This is a genomic window from Frigoribacterium sp. MCBA15_019 (assembly GCF_001864945.1).
Lineage (GTDB): Bacteria > Actinomycetota > Actinomycetes > Actinomycetales > Microbacteriaceae > Frigoribacterium.
In genome coordinates, this window is the sequence record NZ_MJGS01000019.1 from 23,825 (window position 1) to 44,338 (window position 20,514).

22 protein-coding genes and 1 pseudogene are annotated in these 20,514 nt (G+C 71.8%); 11 read left to right on the plus strand and 12 right to left on the minus strand.

Annotated elements, in window-relative coordinates; genetic code table 11:
• Positions 1 to 9: 9 nt before the first annotated feature.
• Positions 10 to 693: a M15 family metallopeptidase gene (locus BIV04_RS14390; protein WP_071257074.1), complete on the minus strand. Its 684-nt coding sequence runs from the start codon at positions 691 to 693 to the stop codon at positions 10 to 12.
• 87 nt (positions 694 to 780) lie between these two features.
• On the opposite strand from BIV04_RS14390, the pseudogene BIV04_RS14395 reads away from it, so the two are divergent.
• Positions 781 to 1,464, plus strand: a pseudogene (locus BIV04_RS14395) (response regulator transcription factor); the annotation flags it as partial.
• An 88-nt stretch (positions 1,465 to 1,552) separates the two neighbouring features.
• Positions 1,553 to 2,710, plus strand: a complete 1,158-nt coding sequence (locus BIV04_RS14400) for a HAMP domain-containing sensor histidine kinase (RefSeq protein ID WP_071257123.1) — start codon at positions 1,553 to 1,555, stop codon at positions 2,708 to 2,710.
• A gap of 188 nt (positions 2,711 to 2,898) precedes the next feature.
• On the opposite strand, the gene BIV04_RS14405 is transcribed toward BIV04_RS14400, so the two are convergent.
• The 4 genes from BIV04_RS14405 to BIV04_RS14420 all read right to left on the minus strand — a co-directional run bounded on the left by BIV04_RS14405 (position 2,899) and on the right by BIV04_RS14420 (position 5,941).
• Positions 2,899 to 3,195 carry a hypothetical protein gene (locus BIV04_RS14405; protein ID WP_071257077.1) on the minus strand — a complete coding sequence of 99 codons (297 nt, stop codon included), beginning with the start codon at positions 3,193 to 3,195 and terminating at the stop codon, positions 2,899 to 2,901.
• Between the two features lie 445 nt (positions 3,196 to 3,640).
• Positions 3,641 to 4,966: a hemolysin family protein gene (locus BIV04_RS14410; protein ID WP_071257080.1), complete on the minus strand. Its 1,326-nt coding sequence runs from the start codon at positions 4,964 to 4,966 to the stop codon at positions 3,641 to 3,643.
• A 162-nt stretch (positions 4,967 to 5,128) separates the two neighbouring features.
• Positions 5,129 to 5,623, minus strand: a complete 495-nt coding sequence (locus BIV04_RS14415) for a hypothetical protein (RefSeq protein WP_071257082.1) — start codon at positions 5,621 to 5,623, stop codon at positions 5,129 to 5,131.
• A 72-nt stretch (positions 5,624 to 5,695) separates the two neighbouring features.
• Positions 5,696 to 5,941, minus strand: coding sequence for a hypothetical protein (locus BIV04_RS14420; protein ID WP_143048726.1), 246 nt, complete (start codon positions 5,939 to 5,941; stop codon positions 5,696 to 5,698).
• A gap of 957 nt (positions 5,942 to 6,898) precedes the next feature.
• On the opposite strand from BIV04_RS14420, the gene BIV04_RS14425 reads away from it, so the two are divergent.
• The 3 genes from BIV04_RS14425 (at position 6,899) to BIV04_RS14435 (ending at position 9,713) form a co-directional block, all read left to right on the plus strand.
• Complete coding sequence (locus BIV04_RS14425) at positions 6,899 to 7,636, plus strand: GAF and ANTAR domain-containing protein (protein ID WP_083396501.1); 738 nt, start codon at positions 6,899 to 6,901, stop codon at positions 7,634 to 7,636.
• The gene (locus tag BIV04_RS14430) at positions 7,633 to 8,421 is read left to right on the plus strand and encodes a GAF and ANTAR domain-containing protein (protein WP_071257086.1); all 789 of its coding nucleotides are present in this window, start codon (positions 7,633 to 7,635) and stop codon (positions 8,419 to 8,421) included. The genes BIV04_RS14425 and BIV04_RS14430 overlap by 4 nt, the downstream gene beginning before the upstream one ends.
• Positions 8,422 to 8,570: 149 nt before the next feature.
• Complete coding sequence (locus BIV04_RS14435) at positions 8,571 to 9,713, plus strand: acyl-CoA desaturase (protein ID WP_083396502.1); 1,143 nt, start codon at positions 8,571 to 8,573, stop codon at positions 9,711 to 9,713.
• Positions 9,714 to 9,738: 25 nt separating this feature from the next.
• Here BIV04_RS14435 and BIV04_RS14440 read toward each other — a convergent pair whose 3' ends face one another.
• Positions 9,739 to 10,674 carry a nuclear transport factor 2 family protein gene (locus BIV04_RS14440; RefSeq protein ID WP_071257088.1) on the minus strand — a complete coding sequence of 312 codons (936 nt, stop codon included), beginning with the start codon at positions 10,672 to 10,674 and terminating at the stop codon, positions 9,739 to 9,741.
• A 301-nt stretch (positions 10,675 to 10,975) separates the two neighbouring features.
• On the opposite strand from BIV04_RS14440, the gene BIV04_RS16885 reads away from it, so the two are divergent.
• From BIV04_RS16885 to BIV04_RS14450, 3 genes are all read left to right on the plus strand, one after another.
• Positions 10,976 to 11,173: a hypothetical protein gene (locus BIV04_RS16885; protein ID WP_143048727.1), complete on the plus strand. Its 198-nt coding sequence runs from the start codon at positions 10,976 to 10,978 to the stop codon at positions 11,171 to 11,173.
• Positions 11,174 to 11,186: 13 nt separating this feature from the next.
• On the plus strand, positions 11,187 to 11,342 hold the full coding sequence (locus tag BIV04_RS14445) for a zinc transporter permease (RefSeq protein ID WP_071257089.1): 156 nt from the start codon (positions 11,187 to 11,189) through the stop codon (positions 11,340 to 11,342).
• Between the two features lie 89 nt (positions 11,343 to 11,431).
• The gene (locus BIV04_RS14450; RefSeq protein ID WP_055970778.1) at positions 11,432 to 11,719 is read left to right on the plus strand and encodes a helix-turn-helix transcriptional regulator; all 288 of its coding nucleotides are present in this window, start codon (positions 11,432 to 11,434) and stop codon (positions 11,717 to 11,719) included.
• A 52-nt stretch (positions 11,720 to 11,771) separates the two neighbouring features.
• Here BIV04_RS14450 and BIV04_RS14455 read toward each other — a convergent pair whose 3' ends face one another.
• Positions 11,772 to 12,695, minus strand: coding sequence for a MerR family transcriptional regulator (locus BIV04_RS14455; protein WP_071257091.1), 924 nt, complete (start codon positions 12,693 to 12,695; stop codon positions 11,772 to 11,774).
• A 151-nt stretch (positions 12,696 to 12,846) separates the two neighbouring features.
• Here BIV04_RS14455 and BIV04_RS14460 point away from each other — a divergent pair, with 151 nt between their 5' ends.
• Entirely contained in the window at positions 12,847 to 13,260 is a 414-nt protein-coding gene (locus BIV04_RS14460) for a polyketide cyclase (RefSeq protein ID WP_071257093.1), read from the plus strand.
• 60 nt (positions 13,261 to 13,320) lie between these two features.
• Here the strand turns inward: BIV04_RS14460 and BIV04_RS14465 are convergent, their stop codons facing one another.
• The 3 genes from BIV04_RS14465 to BIV04_RS14475 all read right to left on the minus strand — a co-directional run bounded on the left by BIV04_RS14465 (position 13,321) and on the right by BIV04_RS14475 (position 14,880).
• A complete protein-coding gene (locus tag BIV04_RS14465; protein ID WP_071257095.1) occupies positions 13,321 to 13,869 on the minus strand; it encodes a hypothetical protein in 549 nt (182 codons plus the stop codon).
• Entirely contained in the window at positions 13,862 to 14,197 is a 336-nt protein-coding gene (locus BIV04_RS14470; protein WP_071257097.1) for a PadR family transcriptional regulator, read from the minus strand. Before BIV04_RS14470 ends, BIV04_RS14465 begins: the two co-directional genes overlap by 8 nt.
• A gap of 116 nt (positions 14,198 to 14,313) precedes the next feature.
• On the minus strand, positions 14,314 to 14,880 hold the full coding sequence (locus BIV04_RS14475) for a GNAT family N-acetyltransferase (protein WP_071257099.1): 567 nt from the start codon (positions 14,878 to 14,880) through the stop codon (positions 14,314 to 14,316).
• A 111-nt stretch (positions 14,881 to 14,991) separates the two neighbouring features.
• Here BIV04_RS14475 and BIV04_RS14480 point away from each other — a divergent pair, with 111 nt between their 5' ends.
• Complete coding sequence (locus tag BIV04_RS14480; protein WP_071257101.1) at positions 14,992 to 16,893, plus strand: ABC transporter ATP-binding protein; 1,902 nt, start codon at positions 14,992 to 14,994, stop codon at positions 16,891 to 16,893.
• 2 nt (positions 16,894 to 16,895) lie between these two features.
• On the opposite strand, the gene BIV04_RS16585 is transcribed toward BIV04_RS14480, so the two are convergent.
• The gene (locus tag BIV04_RS16585; RefSeq protein ID WP_143048728.1) at positions 16,896 to 17,735 is read right to left on the minus strand and encodes a hypothetical protein; all 840 of its coding nucleotides are present in this window, start codon (positions 17,733 to 17,735) and stop codon (positions 16,896 to 16,898) included.
• 179 nt (positions 17,736 to 17,914) lie between these two features.
• Here BIV04_RS16585 and BIV04_RS14490 point away from each other — a divergent pair, with 179 nt between their 5' ends.
• Positions 17,915 to 19,663 carry a PHP domain-containing protein gene (locus tag BIV04_RS14490; RefSeq protein WP_071257103.1) on the plus strand — a complete coding sequence of 583 codons (1,749 nt, stop codon included), beginning with the start codon at positions 17,915 to 17,917 and terminating at the stop codon, positions 19,661 to 19,663.
• A 47-nt stretch (positions 19,664 to 19,710) separates the two neighbouring features.
• Here BIV04_RS14490 and BIV04_RS14495 read toward each other — a convergent pair whose 3' ends face one another.
• Complete coding sequence (locus BIV04_RS14495; protein ID WP_071257105.1) at positions 19,711 to 20,511, minus strand: Fpg/Nei family DNA glycosylase; 801 nt, start codon at positions 20,509 to 20,511, stop codon at positions 19,711 to 19,713.
• Positions 20,512 to 20,514: the final 3 nt, after the last annotated feature.

Sequence of the window (20,514 nt, forward strand, 5' to 3'; positions counted from 1 at the left end):
ACCGACCGCCTACGGGTTCATCCGCGGGTCCTCGGTCGGGTCGCGGAACATCGGCGGGCAGCCCTGGTCGGCGGCCTCGGGGCGCAGCTCGTAGTGCCACGACTCGTTCTCGTAGATCTGGCAGAGGCCGTACGCGGCCCCGTTCCCCGAGAGCCACGACGTCGCGTCCCACGAGCCGACGTCGACCGCGTCGCCGTGCACGTGGGCCGACGTCTCGGGGGTCGCGACCCAGCGGGCCGCCTCGGTGCGCGAGCCGTACCGGACCACCGCGTCGTCCAACAACTGCTCCTGGTAGGCGGCCGACCGCCAGCCGCCGTTCACGACGACCACGACGTCGGCGGCGGTCGCGTCCGTCGTGGCGCGCTGCAGGGCGTCGAGGAGGCGCGGGTCGAGTCCCGAGACGGCCGGCACGTCCTCGTCGAACGGCGAGGTCCCCGGCGGGACGACGCCGCCCGCCTCGCCCGTCGCCTCGTCCCGACCGAGGGCGGCACCGACCGCGGCGGTGCCGAGGAGCCGGCCCGCGCCTCCTGGTCCGTCCACCGTCGCGGCGCGGGAGACCGCGACGGCCACCGCGAGGAGGACGACGAGCGAGAACGCGAGCGCGCCGGCGACGACGGCCAGGACGACGGCGGGGCGTCGTCGGTGCCGGGCGGGGACGGGACGTGTGGAGGGCGACGTGTCGAGGTTTCGCATGCCCCTCAGTCGACGGGATCGACCGTCGCAGGCCCGTATGCGTTTCTCGATACGCGGACGATACGGCCCGGCTCGTAGCATCGGGACGTGCGTGTGCTGATCGTCGAGGACGAGCCCCTGTTGGCCGAGGCCATCCGCGACGGCCTCCGTCTCGCGGCCATCGCTGCCGACGTCGCGGGCGACGGCGACACCGCCCTCGAGCTGCTGAGCGTCACCGAGTACGACGTCGCCGTGCTCGACCGCGACGTGCCCGGGCCCTCGGGCGACGAGATCGCCGAGCACCTCGTCGCGACCGGCAGCGGCACGCCGATCCTCATGCTGACGGCCGCCGACCGCCTCGACGACAAGGCCTCGGGCTTCGAGGCGGGGGCGGACGACTACCTCACCAAGCCGTTCGAGCTGCGCGAACTGGTGCTGCGGCTGCGCGCGCTCGACCGGCGTCGGGCGCATCATCGGCCGCCGGTCACCGAACTGGCGGGCCTGCGCGTCGACCCGTTCCGCCGAGAGGTGCACCGTGACGGTCGCTACGTGGCGCTCACCCGCAAGCAGTTCGCCGTGCTCGAGGTGCTCGTGGCGGCGGGTGGCGGCGTGGTCAGCGCCGAGCAGTTGCTCGAGCGGGCCTGGGACGAGAACGCCGACCCGTTCACGAACGCCGTCCGCATCACGGTCTCGGCGCTGCGCAAACGACTCGGCGAGCCCTGGGTGATCGCGACGGTGCCGGGCGTCGGCTACCGCATCGAGGCCGAGCCGGTCGGCGTCGCTTCGGTCGGCGTCGCTCCCGTCGGTGTCGACCCCGTCGGCGTCGCTCCCGTCGGTGTCGACCCCGTCGGTGTCGACCACGTCGAGGAGGCGCGGGGTCGTGGGTAGGACGCGCGGCCCCAGCGTCCGCCTGCGTCTGGCCCTCAGCTATGCCGCGGTCGTCGTGGTGACGGGGGTGCTGCTGCTCGGCGTGGTGTGGTTGTTCCTGTTGCGCTACGTCCCGCAGGAGTCGCTCTCGGGTGTCACGGCGGGGTTCGTGCCGAACCGGGGCGACCTGACCCGGGCGTTCCTGCCGCGGGCCGTGGGTGCGCTGGTCGTGCTGCTCGCTGTCGGGCTGCTGGGCGGCTGGCTGCTCGCGGGGCGTCTGCTCGCACCGCTCGACCGGATGACCGGGGCGGCGCGACGGGCGGCCGAGGGGTCGCTGTCGCACCGCATCGCTCTGCCCGGCCGGGCCGACGAGTTCCGCGAGCTCGCCGACGCGTTCGACACGATGCTCGAGCGGCTCGAGGACCACGTCTCGGCGCAGCGCCGGTTCGCGGCGAACGCCTCGCACGAGTTGCGCACGCCCCTCGCCATCTCGAGGACCCTGCTCGAGGTCGCGCACGACGACCCGGCGGCGGACGCTCGGGTGCTCGCGGGTCGACTGCGTGAGGTCAACGACCGGGCGATCGACCTGACCGAGGCGCTGCTGGTGCTGAGCCGGGCCGACCAGCGGTCGTTCGACCGGTCGCCCGTCGACCTGTCGCTGCTGGCGGACGAGGCCGTGGAGCTGCTCGCGCCTGTCGCCGATGCACGGGGCGTCGCCCTCGAGGTCGAGGGCGAGGTGGCGCCGACGGCCGGGTCACCCGCCCTGCTGCGTCAGGTGGTCACGAACCTCGTGCACAACGGCATCGTCCACAACGTGGCGGGGGAGCGGGCGGGCTCCGGGGTGGCGGAGTCGGCGGTTTCAGCGCCCGAAGTCGGGTCGGTGGCCGCTCGATCGGCGGCGTGGGTGTCGGTCGCTGCGGCCCCGCGCGGTGCCGGGGCCGTCTTGGTCGTGGAGAACTCGGGGCCGGTCGTGTCGCCGGATCTCGTGGCGACGCTGGTCGAGCCGTTCCAGCGCGGCGACGCCCGCGTGCGGGGCGACCACCAGGGCTCCGGGCTCGGTCTGGCGATCGTCGACGCGATCGTGCGCGCCCACGACGGGACGCTCGAGGTGCGGGCCCGGGTCGGCGGCGGCCTGCGGGTCACCATCGAGCTGCCCGCCGGGTCGGTCTGACGGGCAGGCGGGCCGGCGGGCCGACAGCGCGCGGCTGACAGGTCGTGTCGGATGCAGGCATCCGTTCCTCGGGGTCTGGTGAGCACGGTCGGCGTCGGGGCCGGGAGGGTGAACGGACGCGTGGCACGGCCGAAGGCCCCTCCCGAGGCGAGGGGCCTTCGTGTGCCGCGCGGTGCGCGGACGACGAATCAGCGGTGGTCGTGGTCCGCGTGGTCGTCGTTGTCGTAGTACTCGCGGCTGCCGGACTTGGCGAGGCCACGGGCGATCATGTAACCCACGGTGAGGATCGTCGCGTAGAGCCAGACCTGGTCGGCGCCGAAGCCCTGTCCGTCGTCGCCGTTGTCGGTGACGGCGGCGGCGATGAACATGCCGACCAGGATGACCACGTAGACGATGAACTCGGTCGTCTTGAACGCCGCCTTCGTCTCTGTGGACAGGCGGGTGGTGCGGCCGTTGCGGGCGGTGCCGGTGGTGTTGTTGCTCATGCTGTTTCTCCTCGGGTTCCCCTCGGACGACGAAACGGCCGTCCGGGCGTGACCACGACGCAACCCGCGCTACAGGTCACACGACCTGATCGGTTCAGCTGCTTGCGCACCGGGCAGGTCAGCAGATCACATCTCGGACACCGAGAAACGCGGATCTTCGGGCATCCCGCACCCGAAGAGAAGTCCGCGCGTTGCCAACCGATCCTGGCGCAGTTGTCAAGGCCCCCGGAAAATCGCCGAAACGATGATCAGTCCGTACAGGAGGAGGCCTTTCGACATGGACGAGTGGCCGTCGCGCGCCGCTGCCGACCGGTTCCCGGTGCCGGACCTGCCCCCGGTCGGCAGCGCCGGCATCACCGAGAGCAGTGACCAAGCTGTCGAGGACACCGCCGCCGGCAGCGGCCACAGCTGGGCAAGGACGCGAATGGCCTCCGATGGCCCGGGCTCAGTTCCGCGTGTCCTCCGGGGTGCTCGCGTCGTCCGCGGGTGTCTCGTCGACGTCGGGGATGACGAGCAGCTCGGAGATGCGGCGTCGGTCCATCTGGGTCACCTGCAGGCGGGCGCCGTCGATCTCGACGACGTCGCCCACGGCCGCCAAGCGCCCGAGGGTCTCGATGACGTAGCCGGCGACGGTGTCGGAGGCGCTCTCGGGCAGGTGGATGCCCGTCGCCTCCTCGAAGTCCTGGAAGTTCAGACGGCCGTCCACGATCCCGCCGCCCGCCTCGAGGTCGGCGGCCGCGAACTCCGTGTCGTACTCGTCGAAGATCTCGCCGACGACTTCCTCGACGAGGTCCTCGAGGGTGACGATGCCGTCGGTTCCGCCGTACTCGTCGACGATGACGGCGATGTGGTGGCCGTCCGCCCGCATCGAGGTGAGCGTCGGGAGGACGCGCGCCGTGGCCGGCAGGTACGAGATCGTCCGTACGATGTCGCGGACCGGTGTCGCGGGGTCCTTCGTGATCGCCTCGAACAGGTCGCGGACGTGCACGAAGCCGATGATGTCGTCGATGGACCGGTCGATGACTGGGTAGCGCGAATACGGCTGGTCGTGCACCTCGCGGGCGGCGTCGCTGACGCTCCCCGTGCCGTCGACGGCCGTGACCTCGGGGCGGGGGCGCATGACCTGGCTGAGCTGCCGGTGCCGGAGGGAGAGCACGTCGTCGAGGATGCGGCGTTCGTCCTCGGGGAGGCCCTCGTGGCTCGAGACGATGTCGCGCAGTTCCTCCTCGGTCATCTCCTCGCCCGTCTTGTGCGGGTCGCCGCCGAGCATGCGGACCACGAGGTTGGTCGAGATCGACAGCAACCAGATGACGGGGCGCATGAGCACGGCGAACACCGCGAGGACGGGGGCGACGGCGTAGGCGAAGGAGGCGTTCCGCTGGATCGCGAGCCGCTTCGGTGCCAGCTCGCCCAGCACGAGCGAGAGGTAGGCGATGAGGAGTGTCAGAACGATGGTGGCGACGGTGGAGGCGGCCTGTTCGCCGAGTCCGAAGCCTACGAGAAGGGGCGTGACGGACGGGGCGATGGAGGAGGCGCCGTAGGCGGCGGACGCGAACCCGGCGACGGTGACGCCGATCTGCACGGCGGCGAGGAACATGTTCGGGTCGCGGGCGAGGCCCGCGACCTTCTCACCGCGCTTGCCGCGCGCGGCGATCGCGTTGACCTGGCTCTCGCGGAGGGTGACGAGCGCCATCTCGGTGGCGGCGAAGACACCGCCGACCAGGACGAAGACGACGACGAGGACGATGTTGAGGAGCAGGTCGCCGTTCATCGGGCGGGGAGGTCGATCGGCCGGGGGGTGCCCGGGGTCGTCCGGGCGCCCGGACTATGGCAGTCGGACGAAGGATCTGAGATGCGCGTCATGAATCGAGATTACGCACCCATCTCCTGTGCCCGACCCAAGAGCACGCCCGTGACGGTGCGAACGGGCTCCTCACCGAACCTCACGGTCCGGGTCGTGGACCGGTGGGGGGTAGCGCAGGGAGGAGTGAGGTGCGGAAGGGGCGACGAGCTCTCGTGCCTCGAGGCACGCCGCGATGAGGCTCCGGCTCCACAGGGAATAGGTGCGGGTGTACCGCTCCTGCCGCGACTGGGGGACCCAGAGTCGGTCGGTGAGCTCCGGCGGGAACGGGATCGCCGTCGCGCGCGGGTGGGACCGGAGGGCTTTCCTCGTCCGGTGGTTGAGCAGCGTCGAGCGGTATCCGGCTGCGAGGCGGGCTGATCGGCTCAGACTGCCGGCGTTCTCGAGCGGGGGGATCTCCGCGACCGCGACGTGTGCATCGAGGGGAAGGTGGTCGAAGAGGGCTGTCAGCATCTCGTCGAGGCCCCGGTGCCACCGCGCCGCCGAGGTCAAGGTCAGGCAGTCGGAGATCCCGGCCAGGACGACGACGAGATCGGTCTTCGCGATGTCGCCGGCATGCCTGCCCACGAAGGCTCGTCCGTCGTCGATGTGGTCGCCGGCAAGCGTGGCGACCGACCATGCGCAGCCCCGTCCCGTTCGCTAGTGGTGCTCTCGAGCGATGTATCCGGCGATCGAGAGTTCGGGGGTCACGACCCCGAGGCTGATCTCGCCTCGTTCACCCATCACCATGATCCGGTCCGGGTCCGCCCCCGGGACCTGCCCGTACGGCTCGTCGTCCGGGTAGATGTCACCGGAGCGGTCGGCTCGGCGGAAGAAGAACTCGACCCAGTGCACAGCAGCCGCCGCCAGACGGAGTGGCTTCGCTGCAGGAGAACCGTTCGTCATGTGGACCTCGTCATCCGATCGGTCGTCGAACGCAGCGGCGGCGCCCTGCGGGGGAGGCGCGGTTCGCCGTCGAGAAGAGCGGGCATCCGGCGGTTCAGGTGCCGGATGCCCGCTCTCGTCTGCTCGACCGCCAGGCGGTACGGCTGTGGCAGCGACCACGAGAAGAGGCAGAACCGGTCCCCGGGGAGCGCAACACAGTGCGACGTGCCATCAGCGGGGTCTCGGCCGACGACCTGACCCTAGCGGCAACGAACCCCCGCGTCGATGGGGACTTCGCCGGGCTCGGCCGCGAGGAGCACACCACCCCCCGCTGTGAGCGGGATCGGTGAGGGCGCGATCGTCGAAACCGCGCGAGCGGTCGCCGTCGTGGAGGTGGCCCATGGGCATCCTTCTCTGGCCGGCGGGTGGAACGGGGAAGGGGAGTGGCGGGTGCCTGGAGGTTCGGGTTCCAGGCACCCGCCGGGTGCAGTCCCGTCGGGAGGACCGCTTGCATCCTCGAGACCAACGGGTGAGATCACGAGGGTGCAAGTCAGGGGCGACCGGAGCCTGATGCCGGGGCACCGGTCGTCGGGGTGTCGTTCAGGCCTGTTCGGGGCGGGGCCGGTCGTGGCCCAACTCGAGAACGGAGGAAGGTGACTTCAGACCGTGATTCGGGCAGGGCTCGCGCTCGTGGGGTGCCGGCTGCCTATGGTCTGGGGTGGCCGAATTTCACGGTAGGGCCGATGACCACACGACCGCAACCCTCTCTCGTCCTCACCGGAGCGGGAAGGGGGCGGGCAGGACGTCGAGGAGCGATCAGGCGGGGCGGATTGCACAACGGGTGATCAGGGGCTTCCCGTCGGCGACGTCGATGTGTCATGCTCTGGGGCCATCGGCTCTCGCCAAGACCTTGCGACCCCGTCAGCGACACCGCGAGATCGGTCCTGATGCACACCTTCAACGAACCCCCGTCGGCTCATGGTTGACCTGTCCCGCACCGATGCCGGACTGGTCGCCCTCGCCCGGGCGGCCGGCGACGAGCCCACCGACAGGGCCTCGGATCTGACCTCGCCCTTCGTCGCGGCCTTCGGGGTGACCGGTGCTGCCGTCTCGTCTCTCGGCGATCCCCTGGGTGTCGAGACCCTCTCGGCCTCCGATGCCCGCTCCGCCCGGTGGGAGGAGATCCAGCTGGACCTCGGGGAAGGGCCGGCGTGGCAGGCCGCCGCCTCCCACCGGGCGGTCCTGGAACCCGATCTGCGCTCGGCAGCCGGCGAGGCCTGGCCGTTCGCGTTGTCCGCGCTCATCGCCGAGGGACTCTCCGCGGTGTATTCCTTCCCGCTCTCGGTCGGCACCATCCCCATCGGGGTGCTCGACCTCTACGACGACACCACCCACACCTTCGACCTCGCCCACACGTCCGACGTCCGACGGATGGCCGCGATGGTGGGCAGGACGCTCCTCGTCCGGGGGATCGAACAGGCGGCCACGCAGGGCGACGCCGCCGCGCCTCCTGCGACCTTCAGCCGTCGCGAGATCCACCAGGCCACCGGCATGGTGATCGCCCAGGCGTCCGTCTCGCCCGACGACGCCCTCCTGATGCTCCGCAGCCACGCGTACAGCACGGGCACGACGGTCGACGAAGCCGCCCAGCGGGTCCTTGACCGCACCCTGACCTTCACCCAGCCCACGACACCCCGAGGGGGCCCCGTCCCATGAGCGCCACACGACAGACCCACCGAGAACGATGCCTCGTCGACGCGTTCGTCACGGTCGCCGACAGCCTCGTCCACGACTACGACCTCATCGGCCTGCTGCAGTCCCTCGTCGACCGGTCCATCGGGCTGTTCGACGCGTCGGCGGCGGGCATCGTCCTCGGCAACGCCTCCGACGGGTACGACGTCGTCGCGTCCACGAGCGAGCGCAGCCAGTTCGTCGGGCTGATGCAGCTGCGCGCGGAGGAGGGTCCGTGTGTGGAGGCCATCACCTCGGCGCGGGTCGTGTCCGTCGGTTCTCCCCGTGAGATCCAGGAGCGGTGGCCGGCGTTCGCGGCGATGTCCGAAGGGCTCGGCTTCGTCTCCGTCCACGCGATCCCGTTGCGGCTGCGGGACGAGACGATCGGTTCGTTGAACCTCTTCCGCGACCACGAGGGCGGGCTGAACGACGCCGACGCCGTCGCCGCGCAGGCCTTGGCGGACGTCGCGACCATCAGCATCCTGCAGGAGCGGGTCGTCTCCGATCTCGCGGTGACCAAGCAGCAGCTGCAGCGGGCCCTCGACAGTCGCGTCCTGATCGAGCAGGCGAAGGGTTTCGTCGCGCACACCCGCGACCTGGACATGGAAGCCGCGTACCGGCTCATCAGGCACCAGGCCCGCACGACCCAGACCAAGATCGCCGAGGTCGCCCGAGCCATCGTCGAGGACGGTCAGGTCCTCGAGCTGACCGACCCGCTTCGAGCTGACAATGCGCCCGCACCGGCGCGGACGGAAGGGTCCGGGGTCTAGCCTCGACATCAGCGCCCCGAGACCCAGGCCGCGATCTGACGGCCCGTCCCGCATTCGGCGGGCGCCGTCGCAGCCCCCGTCCGGGCGAGCGCGCCCTCCGCCCTCCCGCCTTCGACGTCGGCTGACCACGCGAGCGGAAGGCGGGCACCATGACGACCACCACGACGGCCACGACCCTGTCCGCGACCGGACCCGTCCCGGCGGACGGCCACGCGCCTCCCGGGCTCCGACCCACCGTGGCCGGCACGCCGTCGACGCCGGTGAGCACGTATACGACCCTCCTGGCCCAGGTGCGCGACGCCGGGCTGATGCGCCGGCGGACGGGCTTCTACGTGACGGCGTTCGTGCTCGTCACCGTCTGCCTGGCAGCCGCCGTGACCGGGTCGGCCCTGCTCGGAGACAGCTGGTTCCAGCTGCTGATCGCGGCGGCCCTCGGCGTCATCTTCACCCAGTACGCGTTCCTCGCCCACGAGACGGCGCACAAGCAGGTGTTCGAATCGGGCCGTGCCAGCGAGCGGGTCGGTCGCGTGCTCGCCGCGGGCGTGGTCGGCATGTCGTACGCCTGGTGGATGAGCAAGCACACCCGTCACCACGGCAATCCCAACACGGTGGGCAAGGACCCCGACATCGCCCCCGACGTGATCGTCTTCCGGGAAGAGGACGCGGTCGGCAAGACCGGCGTCGCCCGGTGGTTCGCGCACCGCCAGGGGTACGCGTTCTTCCCGATCCTCCTGCTGGAGGGCATCAACCTGCACGTGACGTCGTACAAGACCCTCGTCGGTCGGGGACGCGTCGACAAACGCTGGCACGAGATCGGTCTGATCACCGCCCGTTTCGCCGTCTACCTCGGACTGGTGTTCTGGCTGCTGGACCCCGGGATGGCCGCGGCGTTCGTCGGCGTGCAACTCGGGGTCTTCGGGCTGTACATGGGGGCGTCGTTCGCTCCGAACCACAAGGGGATGGCGATGATCCCCGAGGGCACGCGGGTGGACTTCCTGTCGAAGCAGGTGCTCACCTCACGGAACGTCGGCGGCAGCCCCCTCATGAACGCCGCGTTGGGCGGGCTGAACTTCCAGGTCGAGCACCACCTCTTCCCGAGCATGGCGAGGCCGCACCTCCGTCAGGCCAGCGTGCTCGTCAAGCGGCACTGCGCCGAGCACGGCATCCCGTACACCGAGACGACGCTCTGGCAGTCCTACGGCATCGTGATCCGGTACCTGAACCGGGTCGGGCTCGCGACCGGGGGCGACGTGTTCGACTGCCCGGCCGCCACCCGGCTACGACCTCGATGAGCCCCCGTCACCGAGACCGTCGCGGCTAGTTCGTCGGGACCACGTCCCAGTGCTCGCGGATGAGGCCGTCGTCGACGCGGAACAGGTCGGCAGCGAGCAGCGGGTCGCCGGGTTTCGCGTTGACCGCCTGGGAAATGGTCCAGACGATGTCGCCGTCGGAGAGCGAGATGACGGACTGCTGCGCCGGGAACTGAGCACCGCTGCCGAACAGCTGCTTCAGCGCCGCCGTCCCGTTCGGAGCGACCGGGTTGTGCTGCAGGTACGCGGGGTCGAAGGCGCGGTCGAGGATCGACGCGTCGTGGTCACGGAACAGCGTGTCGTACGCCGACACCGCGAGGACGCGATTGCGTTCTTCCTGACGTTCCGACGGCGCGGCGGTCGGACGTGCCGGCCGGTAGAGGTCGCTGAACATGGTGTTCGTGTTCCCGCTGGCCGGTGTGCCGGTCGGAACGGGCTGCTCGAGCGACCAGCGCTCGACGATCCGGCCGTGATCGAGCCGGAACAGGTCGACGGCGGCGTCACCGCGTCGTTCGTCGCGCGGGTCAGGGGTGATCTGCCAGTGCACCGCGACGAGGTCTCCGTCGGCTGCGACGCGCTTGATCACCGCGTGAGCACCGGGGACGCGGGTCCGGTCCGCCGAGAACTGCGCGAGGAGTCCCTGTGGCCCGGCGGTGGTCCCTGCTCCGTGCGCGACCGCGCTCGGTGAGACGAACCGCGCCGCGAGCTGCCGGGAGGACGTGCTGTCGGGATCGGCGAAGGTCTGAGTGATGAGCGTCCGCACGGCACAGGCATTGCGGTGTTCGGTGGTGGTGTCCCGCCGGTCGGCGGCAGCCGTCACGGTCGGCTTCGGTGTGGTTCCGGGAGCAGCGGCTGCCGGCGTGGAGACGCCGAGTCCGGCGAGGAGGGCGGCTCCGGCGAGGACGGCCGTGCCGCGGGCGAGGCGGCTGGATGCGACGGACATGAAGGCTCCTTCAGCGATGGTCGGCGGGTGATCGCAGCATCGCAGGAAGGCCCGTCGAACGGAGGTACGCACTTTCTCGTAAGCCACTCACGTGGATGTCGGAATCGTGGGACCGCCTGCGCCGCCCGCGCAGGATCGGGACGCTCGCGAACGCTTCCGTGCGGCGTGTCCTACGCGAGTCGTGCTCACACGCGTCACGAACCGGTTCGGGATCGCAGGTGGGCTTCTGTGTCCACGCGACCCTCCAGAGCACGGCCGGCCACGGCACCGACCGGCCCCGACGGCGCGCTAGGGTCCGGGCATGACGCGTCGTGCCTTCCGGACTTCCCGCCTCGTCCTGGCTGCTGGCTCGGCCTTGTCGGTCGTTGGCGTCGTCGTCCTCGCCGCGGCCCTGACGCGGCGACCGGCGAGGTCGGTGATTCCGGTTATCGACATCGATTACGTCAACGCATTGCCATACGTGCATGCATCTGGTGTCATGGACCCATCCACCCGCTGAGAGAGGCATCACCATGGCTGACACCGAAGTCCACGCAGAGCACACCGTCACGCAACACGAGCACGGCAGCGCCTGTGGTCACGAGACGGTGACGCACGACGACCACGTCGACTACGTCCACGGCGACCACAAGCACGCCCAGCACGGCGACCACTACGACGAGCACTGATCGTCGGGCGCCGATCGGCGCCGTGTGACCGAGGGCTCCACCGGCTGGTGGGGCCCTCGGTCACATTCGTCGGCGCTAATGTGTGCGTCATGAGCACCGATGCCCTCGAATCCGCCGCGGAGCTCTTCAAAGCTCTCTCATCGGCCTCGAGGCTCCGCCTCCTCCGTCGCCTCGGGCAGGGCGAGGCCGGGGTGACCGCCCTCGTCGAGTCCTCGGGCCTGGCGCAACCGCTCGTGTCGCAGCACCTGCGCGTCCTCCGATCGGCAGGCCTCGTCGAGGTCACCCGTGTGGGTCGCGAGGCGATCTACTCCGTCAGCGACCGGCACGTCTCGCACATCGTCGACGACGCCGTCGAACACGTCGGCGAGAACTCCTAGAGCTGCGACGCGGGCCGAAGGGTTTTCTGCTGCGGCCACCTGAAGGCTCCGCTCAGGATGCCGCCGTCTCGTCCATCGCGAGTCGCAGTGCCAGTTCCATGCAGCGCAGTCGGGCCGGGGAGAAGTCGTAGGGCATGCTCCGGATGATGTCCCCGGCGCTCCTGGCGCGGGAGTCCCCTGCCGTCTCGGGGGCCGGTGCCGCGTCGGCGTCCTCGAGGGGGTGCTGCTCGTCCCAGGCGTCGAAGATCGCGTCGTCCTCGTCCGGCTGGCCGGACTCCTCGATCATGCCCAGCAGCCTGGTGTCGAAGGCATGACGTTCGGCCGCCACCTGCGCGACCCGGGGATCGTCGACGGCGACCGAGTCGTCGAGCGCCTCCTCGGCGGCGTCGACGCGGTCGGACTCGGCGCGGAGCTCGGGATGGAGGGCCAGCACGAGGAACCGGCTCGCCTGGAGGACGGCACCGAGCGGACCGAAGATGCGCTCGGTGACCAGCAGCGTGTCGAGGTCGTCCTCGCGCAGGGAGCCCTCGGGTGCGGCCTCGAGACGGGTGGAGACGATGTCGTCGAGCAGTCCCAGACGACTGCCGAGCGTTCGCATGCGCCGAACCGAGTCCCGCTTCCGGCGCAGCTCGTCCTCCTGCGCCTCGAGGGCGTCTTCCAGTCGGGCCAGAACGGCGGCGACCTCGTCCGTGCCGTCGGACACGCCGGTGTCAGCGCCGTCGGCCCCGCCCGACGCGGCCCCGGCGAACGCGTCACGGATGTCCTCGAGGGCGATCCCGGCGTCGGCCATCCGTCGGATCCACAGCAGCCGGATGATCTCGGCGTAGCCGTAGCGGCGCCTGCCGTCGGCACCCCGCTCGCGCTCGGGCAGCAGGCCGATCTGGTGGTAATGGCGGATCGCCCGGGGAGTGATGCCCACGAACGCCGCAGCGTCACCGATCAGGACCTGACGGGGCGGAACGGGGATGGAGTGCATGGCGGGCCTTTCGATGCGGGACGAGACGGGACGTGCTTCGAGCAGACCACATGACGCTGCGGCACCTGCAACCCGAGCGGTCCCGGAACGCCGACCCCGACTCGACGTCGTGAGGGTCGCTGGCCGAACGGAACGCTGCTAGCTTCCCTGCATGACCTGGCCCGTCGTCCACATCTCGCGCGCGTTCGACCACGACGTCGCCGCCGTCTCGAGCGTCGCCGGCGACCCGGAGAACCTCCCCGCGTGGGCGGGCGGTCTCAGTGCCGGCATCCGTCAGGATGAGGGGCGGTGGATCACGGACTCACCCATGGGGGTCGTCGAGGTCGCGTTCACCGGGCCGGTCGAGCTCGGCATCCTCGATCACGACGTGACCCTGCCGGACGGATCGGTCGTGAGCAACCCCTTCCGTGTCGTGGCCAACGACGAGGGCAGCGAGGCCGTCTTCACCCTCTTCCGCCGTGACGGCATGTCGGAGGCTGACTTCGCGTCCGACGCTCACCTCGTGCGTGGTGACCTCGATCGGCTGGCGACGCTGCTCGACGAACGGTTCCCTCGCGGCCGCTAGGGGATCGGATCGCGGCCGCCCGCGGAGAGGAGCCGTCCCCGCGCGCGGCGGCGTCCCGCCTCAGGCGCGCCAGCCCCGGCGCTGCGCTCGGACGGCGAACACGATGCCGACCACGGGGACGACGAGGTAGCCGACCAGGACGACGAGGTGGGTGCCGCCGAGTCCCGCCGAGGCCATCACCGTCGCGGCCGCGAGGGCGAGGAGAGCGACGCCCGCGCAGGCGAGCCAGGCGGCTGCCTTCTCCCGTCGGGTCCAGGCCCGGGCCTGGCTGACGAAGACGAGGCCGGCGAGTGCGCCGACGACCGGCACCAGGAGTGAGCCGGCGATCAGGACGACCACCGCGACGATCGAGAACGTCCGGCCGGGAGGAGGCGCGTCCTGGCTGACGAGGGGAGCCTCGGTGGCGGTCTCGGCGCGCGCTTCGGCCGCGATGAAGGCGGGATCGCCGAGCTGCTGGATGCGAGCAGCCGCGGCCTCGGCGTCGAGACCCCGGAGTTCCTCCGTGACGCCGGTGACGATGTCCCGGTGCAGTTCCGCCGGGAGCTGGCCGAGCTCGGTGTCGAGCTGGGCGAGGTAGGCCGTCGTGATTTCGGGCGTGTTGTCAGTCACGGGTGTCTTCTCCGATGAGTCGGTGGACCGAGGCGGTGAACGGGGCCCACTGGAGGCGGAAAGCGCTGAGCTGGTCGCGTCCGAGGGGAGTGAGCCGGTAGTACTTGCGGACGGGGCCCGTCGTGGACGGCTGGTCGAAGGCGGTGGCGAGACCTTGGGCCCGGAGGCGACCGAGGACGGGGTAGAGCGTGCCGATGCTGGCGACGAGGCCGGCCTCGACCAGCTGCTCGGAGAGTTGCCAGCCGTACATGGGCTCACGGTCGAGCAGTCCGAGGATGCAGTACTCGACGACGCCCTTGCGCAGTTGGGCTCCCACATCCGCTGTCATGCATCACAAGCTACCTTGTGGTGCAAGACAGGTCAAGGCATTCCGGTGTCGGACGGCCGCCGAGGGCGCGGCCCGTGACGCGTGCATGGTGGAACGCGTCCGAGGCGCGTATCAGGTCACTTCCCCGTCTCGCCCTGCTGCGGGAGTCGTTCGTCGGCGAGCATCGCGAAGACGAGGGTGTCGGTCCATTCGCCCTTGCTCCAGAAGTCCTGCCGGTGGTGCGCCTCCTGCCGCATGCCGACCCGGGCCGCGAGGCGCGCGGAAGACGTGTTGCGGGCATCCATCTGCGCGGTCACGCGGTGGACGTCGTCGCGCGCGAAGGCGAGCTGCAGCGCGGCCGCGACCGCCTCGCTCGCGTACCCCCGGCCTCCGTGCTCGGGATCGAGCGTCCACCCGATCTCGAGCGTGCGCCGTTCCTGCTCCGTGCGCCACAGCGACACCGTGCCGATCACCGAACCCTCCCGCTCGACGGCGAGAGCGAGCGCCGCCACGGGCTCGGCCAGTTCGGTCCGGCCCAGGCGCCGAGCGAGCTGTGCTCGCCCGGACTCGACCGTCCAGGGCTCCTCCAGGAGGTACCGGGCGACGTCCGGTCGTGAGTAGATCGAGACGAGTCGACCCAGATCGTCCTCTCGGTGCAGGCGGAGGGTCAACCGGGGAGTCGACGCCAGCGTGTCCGTGTCCATGACCTCGATCCTCCCGCATCACCGATCACGACTGCCCGACGGATGCTGCGGCTGCGAGCCCGGGGCGGCCTGCCGTCTACATTGGGCCAGGCCCCCACGGAAGGAACCACCATGAGCATGGAAGGCGCGGCCTGGAGCTCGCTCTACAAGATCTCGTCCGCCCGGGACGGCGGGCACGGCATCTCGCGCGAGTCCGTCCGGCGGATCATGACGTTCGCGGTGCCCTACCGGTCGAAGCTGGTGATCTTCATCGCCCTCTCCGTCGTGGGCGCCTTCCTCGCGGTCGCGACGCCCGTGCTGGCCGGCCGGGTGGTCGACGTCATCGTCGCGCAGGGCGAACTCGCGACGATCGTGCGGCTCGCCGTCCTCATCGCCGTCGTGGCGCTGGCCGACGCCGGCGTCTCGCTCGTGACCCGCTGGTTCTCGGCCCGGATCGGCGAGGGCGTGATCCTCGACCTCCGCACCGCCGTCTTCGACCACGTGCAGAAGATGCCGATCGCGTTCTTCACACGCACCCGGACGGGCGCCCTCGTGAGCCGCCTCAACAACGACGTGATCGGCGCCCAGCAGGCCTTCAGCGGTACCCTCTCGGGCGTCGTCACGAACGTCGTGGCCCTCGTCCTCACCCTGATCGTCATGCTCAGCACGTCCTGGCTCGTGACCGTCCTCGCCGTGGTCATGCTCCCGATCTTCCTCGTGCCCGCGCGGCGCATGGGCAGCCGTCTCGCGGCCCTCCGCCGCGAGGCCGCCGACCACAACTCCGCGATGAGCACGCAGATGACCGAGCGCTTCTCCGTACCCGGCGCCACCCTCGTCAAACTGTTCGGCCGTCCCGACGAAGAGGCCGAGGAGTTCCGCGTCCGCGCCGCCCGCGTCCGCGACATCGGGGTCCGCACCGCGCTGCTGCAGTTCGTCTTCGTCACCGCGCTGACGCTCGTCTCCGCCCTCGCTCTCGCGCTCGTGTACGGGCTCGGCGGTGCCCTCGCGCTCGCCGGCCAGCTCGACACCGGAGAAGTCGTCACCCTGGCGCTCCTCCTCACTCGCCTGTACGTGCCGCTGACCGGGCTCGCGAACGCGCGGGTGGAGATCATGAGCGCCGTGGTCAGCTTCGAGCGCGTCTTCGAGGTCTTGGACCTCGAACCGCTGATCCAGGAGAAGCCCGCCGCCGCCTCCGTTCCCGAGGGCCCGGTGAGCGTCGAGTTCGACGACGTCCGCTTCGCGTACCCGTCCGCCGACAAGGTGTCCCTCGCCTCCCTCGAGGAGGTCTCCACCCTGGACACCCGCGGCGGCGAGGAGGTGCTGCACGGCGTGTCCTTCCGGATCGAGCCGGGGCAGACCGTCGCGCTCGTGGGCACGTCCGGTGCCGGGAAATCCACGATCGCGCAGCTAATGTCGCGTCTGTACGACGTCGACAGCGGCGCCGTGCGCCTCGCGGGCACGGACGTCCGCGACGTGACCTTCGCCTCGATGCGCCACACCCTCGGCATGGTGACGCAGGACGGCCACCTGTTCCACGAGACCATCCTCAGCAACCTGCGCCTCGCGAGGCCGGAGGCGACCGAAGACGAGGTGTGGGACGCCGTCCGCCGTGCGCGGCTCGAGCCCCTCATCCGGTCCCTGCCGGACCAGCTCGACACGATGGTGGGAGAGCGCGGCTACCGGCTCTCGGGAGGCGAGCGTCAGCGGATGACCATCGCGCGCCTCCTGCTGGCGCAGCCCCGCGTCGTCATCCTCGACGAGGCGACCGCGGCGCTGGACTCCACGTCAGAGGCGGCCGTGCAGGCGGCGCTCAGCGAGGCGCTCGAGGGGCGGACGGCCCTGGTCATCGCGCACCGCCTGTCCACCATCCGCAGCGCGGACCAGATCCTGGTGGTGGAGGACGGCTCGATCGTCGAGCGCGGCACGCACGACGAATTGCTGGCTGCGGCCGGACGCTACGAGGAACTGCACCGCACGCAGTTTGCCGTGCAGAAGGACGTCGCGGCGGACGAGCAGGCGCCGAGCGGGCGGTAGCCCTACTCCGCGGGCGGCCCGTCGACGGGCGCGGCCCGGCGCCGCCGCAGTACAAGTGCCGTGCCGCCCGCGAGCAGGCCGGCGGCGAGCGCGCCCACCCCGGCGACCTGTCCGCCCGTGAAGGCGAGGTCACCGTCGGCGGCGGGCCGTGTCGTGGCCGAGGGGCGCGGCGTCGAGCCCACCCCCGCTCCGGCGCCGTCCGTAGGTGCGGGGGAGGGCGCCGTGCCGGGGTCGGTCGGCACCGCGGTCGGGTCGTCGGACGGCGGCCCCGGGTCGACCTCGGCCCCGGGCACCGACCAGGACCCCGCGGCGAAGGTCACCGGCACCGTCGCCGCCACGACGACCGTCGACGGGATGCCCGACTCGACGACGAGGCACTCCAGCAAGAGCGTCGCTCCGCCCTCCTCGACGCCGCCGGCCACGACCTCCTCGAACGAGATCGCCATCGGCACCTCGACCGGCTGCCCCGCGGTCACCGCGACGCTCGGAGACGTGACGACCGTCGCGCCTCCTGACGTCACCGAGAGTCGGGCGGCGTCGTCCGCGTCGGCCGGGCAGCCAGCGGCGAGCAGTGCCGAGGCGAACGACGGATCGGCGCGCGCGTCGCCCGACACGATCGCGGTGCCGGCGGCGTCGCGCAGCACGAGCGGCGCGGGTTCGGCGGGTGCCGGCGCCGGGGCGGCGACGGCGGAACCGGGTCCGGCGAGGCCCGCGACCGTGCCGGCGGCGAGGGCCGCCGCGACGAGCAGTGCCCGTCCGGAGGCGCGCGAGGGGAGTCGACGGACGGCCGGGACGGAGGCGCGCGAGGGGAGACGACGGACGGCGGGGACGGAGGAGGGCATCGGGACCTTCGGTGGGTGCGGTGGGCCCCCACGGCGGGGAGCGCGGGGCGACGCCAGGACTGTCGCGCACCCGGGGGAACGGGTCGTGAACGTCGGGTGTCGCACACGTCCCCGACCGTTGGCCTGCGGTTCAGAACCGGTGCCTACGGTCGGGACGCCCGCCCGACGAAAGTGATGCCATGTCCCTCGACCCCCGCCCCGAGCAGTCCGCCCCGACCGGTGAGGCGTCCTCCCTGCCCGAGGTGGACCGGAGCGCAGCCACCCGGTCGGGCGTCTCGCGCCGGACCTTCCTGGGGGCGTCCGTCGCCGCGACCGTCGCCGTGGGGGCGACCACCCAGGGGCTCGGGGCCGCGGCCCCTGCCCGAGCCGCGCAGGCCGCGCCGCTGCCGTCGGCGCCCGCCGTCGTCGACCCGGCCGCGCTCTCGTGGTTGGTGTTCGACCACCACGTGCACTCGGTCTACTCGCACGACGCGAAGTACCCCATGACGACGATCCTCGACCAGGCGCAACGCTTCGGGGTCGACGCGATCGCCTTCACCGAGCACAGCAACAAGGGCCACGCCAACGTCGGCGGGGTGTTCAACGCCGCCCGCGAGATCGAGACCGCCCGGGCGGCGCGCCCCGACCTGCTCGTGCTGCAGGGGCTCGAGTGGTACATCCCCGGCGCCGAGCACGCCACCGTGCTCGTCGCTCCCGGGCCCGCGACGACCCGCGTGCTGCGCCGCTTCGAGCTCGACCACGACGGCAAGCTCAACGGCTGGGAGAAGCCGCGCCCCGGCACCGACGACGCCGCCGAGTGGCTCGTGCACGCCACCGACGCGATCGCCTGGCTCAGCGCCCAGAAGAGCGCGGGCGTCGTCGACGACGTGATCGTCCTGGCGAACCACCCGAGTCGCCTCGGCATCGACTCGCCCGGTGAGCTCCGTGCCTGGCAGGACGCCGACCCCGAGGTGTTCGTCGGCATGGAGGGCGCCCCCGGCGCCCAGGCGGGCGCGATCGCCGCGAACGCCACCGAGCGCTCGCGGCGGGGAGAGTACGAGAACGCCCCCAGCGAGTTCTCGTTCCCCGGCTACCCCGCTGCGGCCTACCTGACCCACGGTGGCTTCGACTGGACGACGGCCGTCGTCGGGGGCGTGTGGGACTCGCTGCTCAGCGAGGGCCGACGCTGGTGGGTCACCTCGAACAGCGACCTCCACCTCAAGGAATCCGACTCGACGCGCGTCGGCGACTTCCCGACCGGGCCCGGCTGGGAGGCCGGCGCGACGCTCGCCAACTTCGACCGTGCCGGCCGTCGACCCGACCCGGTCACCACGGCCACGCCCCAGAACGGCGCCGACTTCTGGCCGGGCGAGTTCAGCCGCAACCACGTCGGCGCCGTCGACCGGTCGTCCGCCGCCCTGCTCGACGCGATCCGTGCCGGACGGCTCTGGGTCGACCACGGGCACCTGGTCGCCGGGCTCTCGGTGGTGCTCCGGGCCACCGGTGGTCAGGAGGCGCAGGCCACCCTGGGCGGGACCCTCACCGTCCCGCGCGGTACCGCCCTCGAGCTCGTGGTCGACGTCGTGCCCACGACGACGCCCACCTCACGGGGCACCGTCCCGCGGCTCGCCCACCTGGACGTGATCCGCGGCCGCGTCACCGGGCCCGTGGCCGACCGTGACGAGCAGCGCGCGCCCGGCACCCGGGTCGTCGAGCTGCTCGACGTCGCCGACCGCTCCGCCGCTCCGTTCCGCGTCGTGGTGCCGCTCGAGCCCGCCACCGAGGACGGTTACGTGCGCCTCCGCGGCAGCGACGGCCGGGTGCACGGCGTCGGCCCGCTCGGCGCCGAGGTCGACCCCCGCGCGCCCCAGCCGTACCCCGTCGCCCCGGCCGACCCGTGGGCCGACACCTGGCTGTACGCGAACCCGATCTTCGTCAGCGTGCGCTGAGCCGACCGAGGCTCACCCCTGGGGGTCGTCGTCGCGACCGACCCACGTCACGTCGCGGGCTGACATCGCGGGCACCACCAGGCCCGACGCGTGCGCCCGTCCGGCGTCGGCGGGTCGTCTCGCGCCTCCACGCGGGTGCCGCAGCGCAGGCACGGGCGTCCGGCGCGACCGACGACCCAGTGCGTCTCGCCGCGGCGGGTCCGTCCCGTCGTGACCTGGTAGGCGCCGGGCGTCGTGGCCGAGAAGCGCAGGGCGCGCGCGGCGACGTCGACGAGCTTCACCAGGTCGACCTCGCCGATCGGCGTGGCCGGGTGCACCCCGCGGAGGTAGCCCACCTCGTTGACCCAGAGGTTGCCGAGGCCGGCCATCGGACGTTGGTCGAGCAGGGCGGCACGGACCGTCACGCCGGGCAGTGCGGCCAGGCGACGTCGCGCCTCCTCGGGGTCCCAGTCGGGGCGCAGCGGGTCGGGGCCCAGGTGGCCGATCAGGGCGTGCTCCTCGCGGGTCGGCACCAGGTCGACGACCGGCAGGTCGACGCCCCAGAGGGTGTGCCCGTCGTCGAGCCGGGCCCGCACGCGGACCTGCCGTTGCAGTCGCGACGGCAGGACTCGGCCGGGTCGGGTGAGGGTCCACGACCCCTGCATGCGCAGGTGCGTGTGCAGGGTGGTGGCGTCGTCGAAGCGGGTCAGCAGGTGCTTGCCGTGGGTGTCGACCTCGACGATGCGCCGACCGGCGAGCGACTCGCCCGCCCGGCCGCCCGACCGCAGCTCGCCGTCGACGACGACGCGGTCGACGAGCGAGGGACGGAGGCGCGCCGCCAGCAGGTGGACGCTGTCACCCTCGGGCATGCC

Coding starts and splice junctions, on each gene's coding strand:
- BIV04_RS14390 (WP_071257074.1), bottom strand. CDS start 693: ATGCGAAACCTCGACACGTCGCCCTCCACACGTCCCGTCCCCGCCCGG.
- BIV04_RS14405 (WP_071257077.1), bottom strand. CDS start 3,195: ATGAGCAACAACACCACCGGCACCGCCCGCAACGGCCGCACCACCCGC.
- BIV04_RS14410 (WP_071257080.1), bottom strand. CDS start 4,966: ATGAACGGCGACCTGCTCCTCAACATCGTCCTCGTCGTCGTCTTCGTC.
- BIV04_RS14420 (WP_143048726.1), bottom strand. CDS start 5,941: ATGACGAACGGTTCTCCTGCAGCGAAGCCACTCCGTCTGGCGGCGGCT.
- BIV04_RS14425 (WP_083396501.1), top strand. CDS start 6,899: ATGGTTGACCTGTCCCGCACCGATGCCGGACTGGTCGCCCTCGCCCGG.
- BIV04_RS14430 (WP_071257086.1), top strand. CDS start 7,633: ATGAGCGCCACACGACAGACCCACCGAGAACGATGCCTCGTCGACGCG.
- BIV04_RS14435 (WP_083396502.1), top strand. CDS start 8,571: ATGACGACCACCACGACGGCCACGACCCTGTCCGCGACCGGACCCGTC.
- BIV04_RS14440 (WP_071257088.1), bottom strand. CDS start 10,674: ATGTCCGTCGCATCCAGCCGCCTCGCCCGCGGCACGGCCGTCCTCGCC.
- BIV04_RS16885 (WP_143048727.1), top strand. CDS start 10,976: ATGACGCGTCGTGCCTTCCGGACTTCCCGCCTCGTCCTGGCTGCTGGC.
- BIV04_RS14445 (WP_071257089.1), top strand. CDS start 11,187: ATGGCTGACACCGAAGTCCACGCAGAGCACACCGTCACGCAACACGAG.
- BIV04_RS14450 (WP_055970778.1), top strand. CDS start 11,432: ATGAGCACCGATGCCCTCGAATCCGCCGCGGAGCTCTTCAAAGCTCTC.
- BIV04_RS14455 (WP_071257091.1), bottom strand. CDS start 12,695: ATGCACTCCATCCCCGTTCCGCCCCGTCAGGTCCTGATCGGTGACGCT.
- BIV04_RS14460 (WP_071257093.1), top strand. CDS start 12,847: ATGACCTGGCCCGTCGTCCACATCTCGCGCGCGTTCGACCACGACGTC.
- BIV04_RS14470 (WP_071257097.1), bottom strand. CDS start 14,197: ATGACAGCGGATGTGGGAGCCCAACTGCGCAAGGGCGTCGTCGAGTAC.
- BIV04_RS14475 (WP_071257099.1), bottom strand. CDS start 14,880: ATGGACACGGACACGCTGGCGTCGACTCCCCGGTTGACCCTCCGCCTG.
- BIV04_RS14480 (WP_071257101.1), top strand. CDS start 14,992: ATGAGCATGGAAGGCGCGGCCTGGAGCTCGCTCTACAAGATCTCGTCC.
- BIV04_RS16585 (WP_143048728.1), bottom strand. CDS start 17,735: ATGCCCTCCTCCGTCCCCGCCGTCCGTCGTCTCCCCTCGCGCGCCTCC.
- BIV04_RS14490 (WP_071257103.1), top strand. CDS start 17,915: ATGTCCCTCGACCCCCGCCCCGAGCAGTCCGCCCCGACCGGTGAGGCG.
- BIV04_RS14495 (WP_071257105.1), bottom strand. CDS start 20,511: ATGCCCGAGGGTGACAGCGTCCACCTGCTGGCGGCGCGCCTCCGTCCC.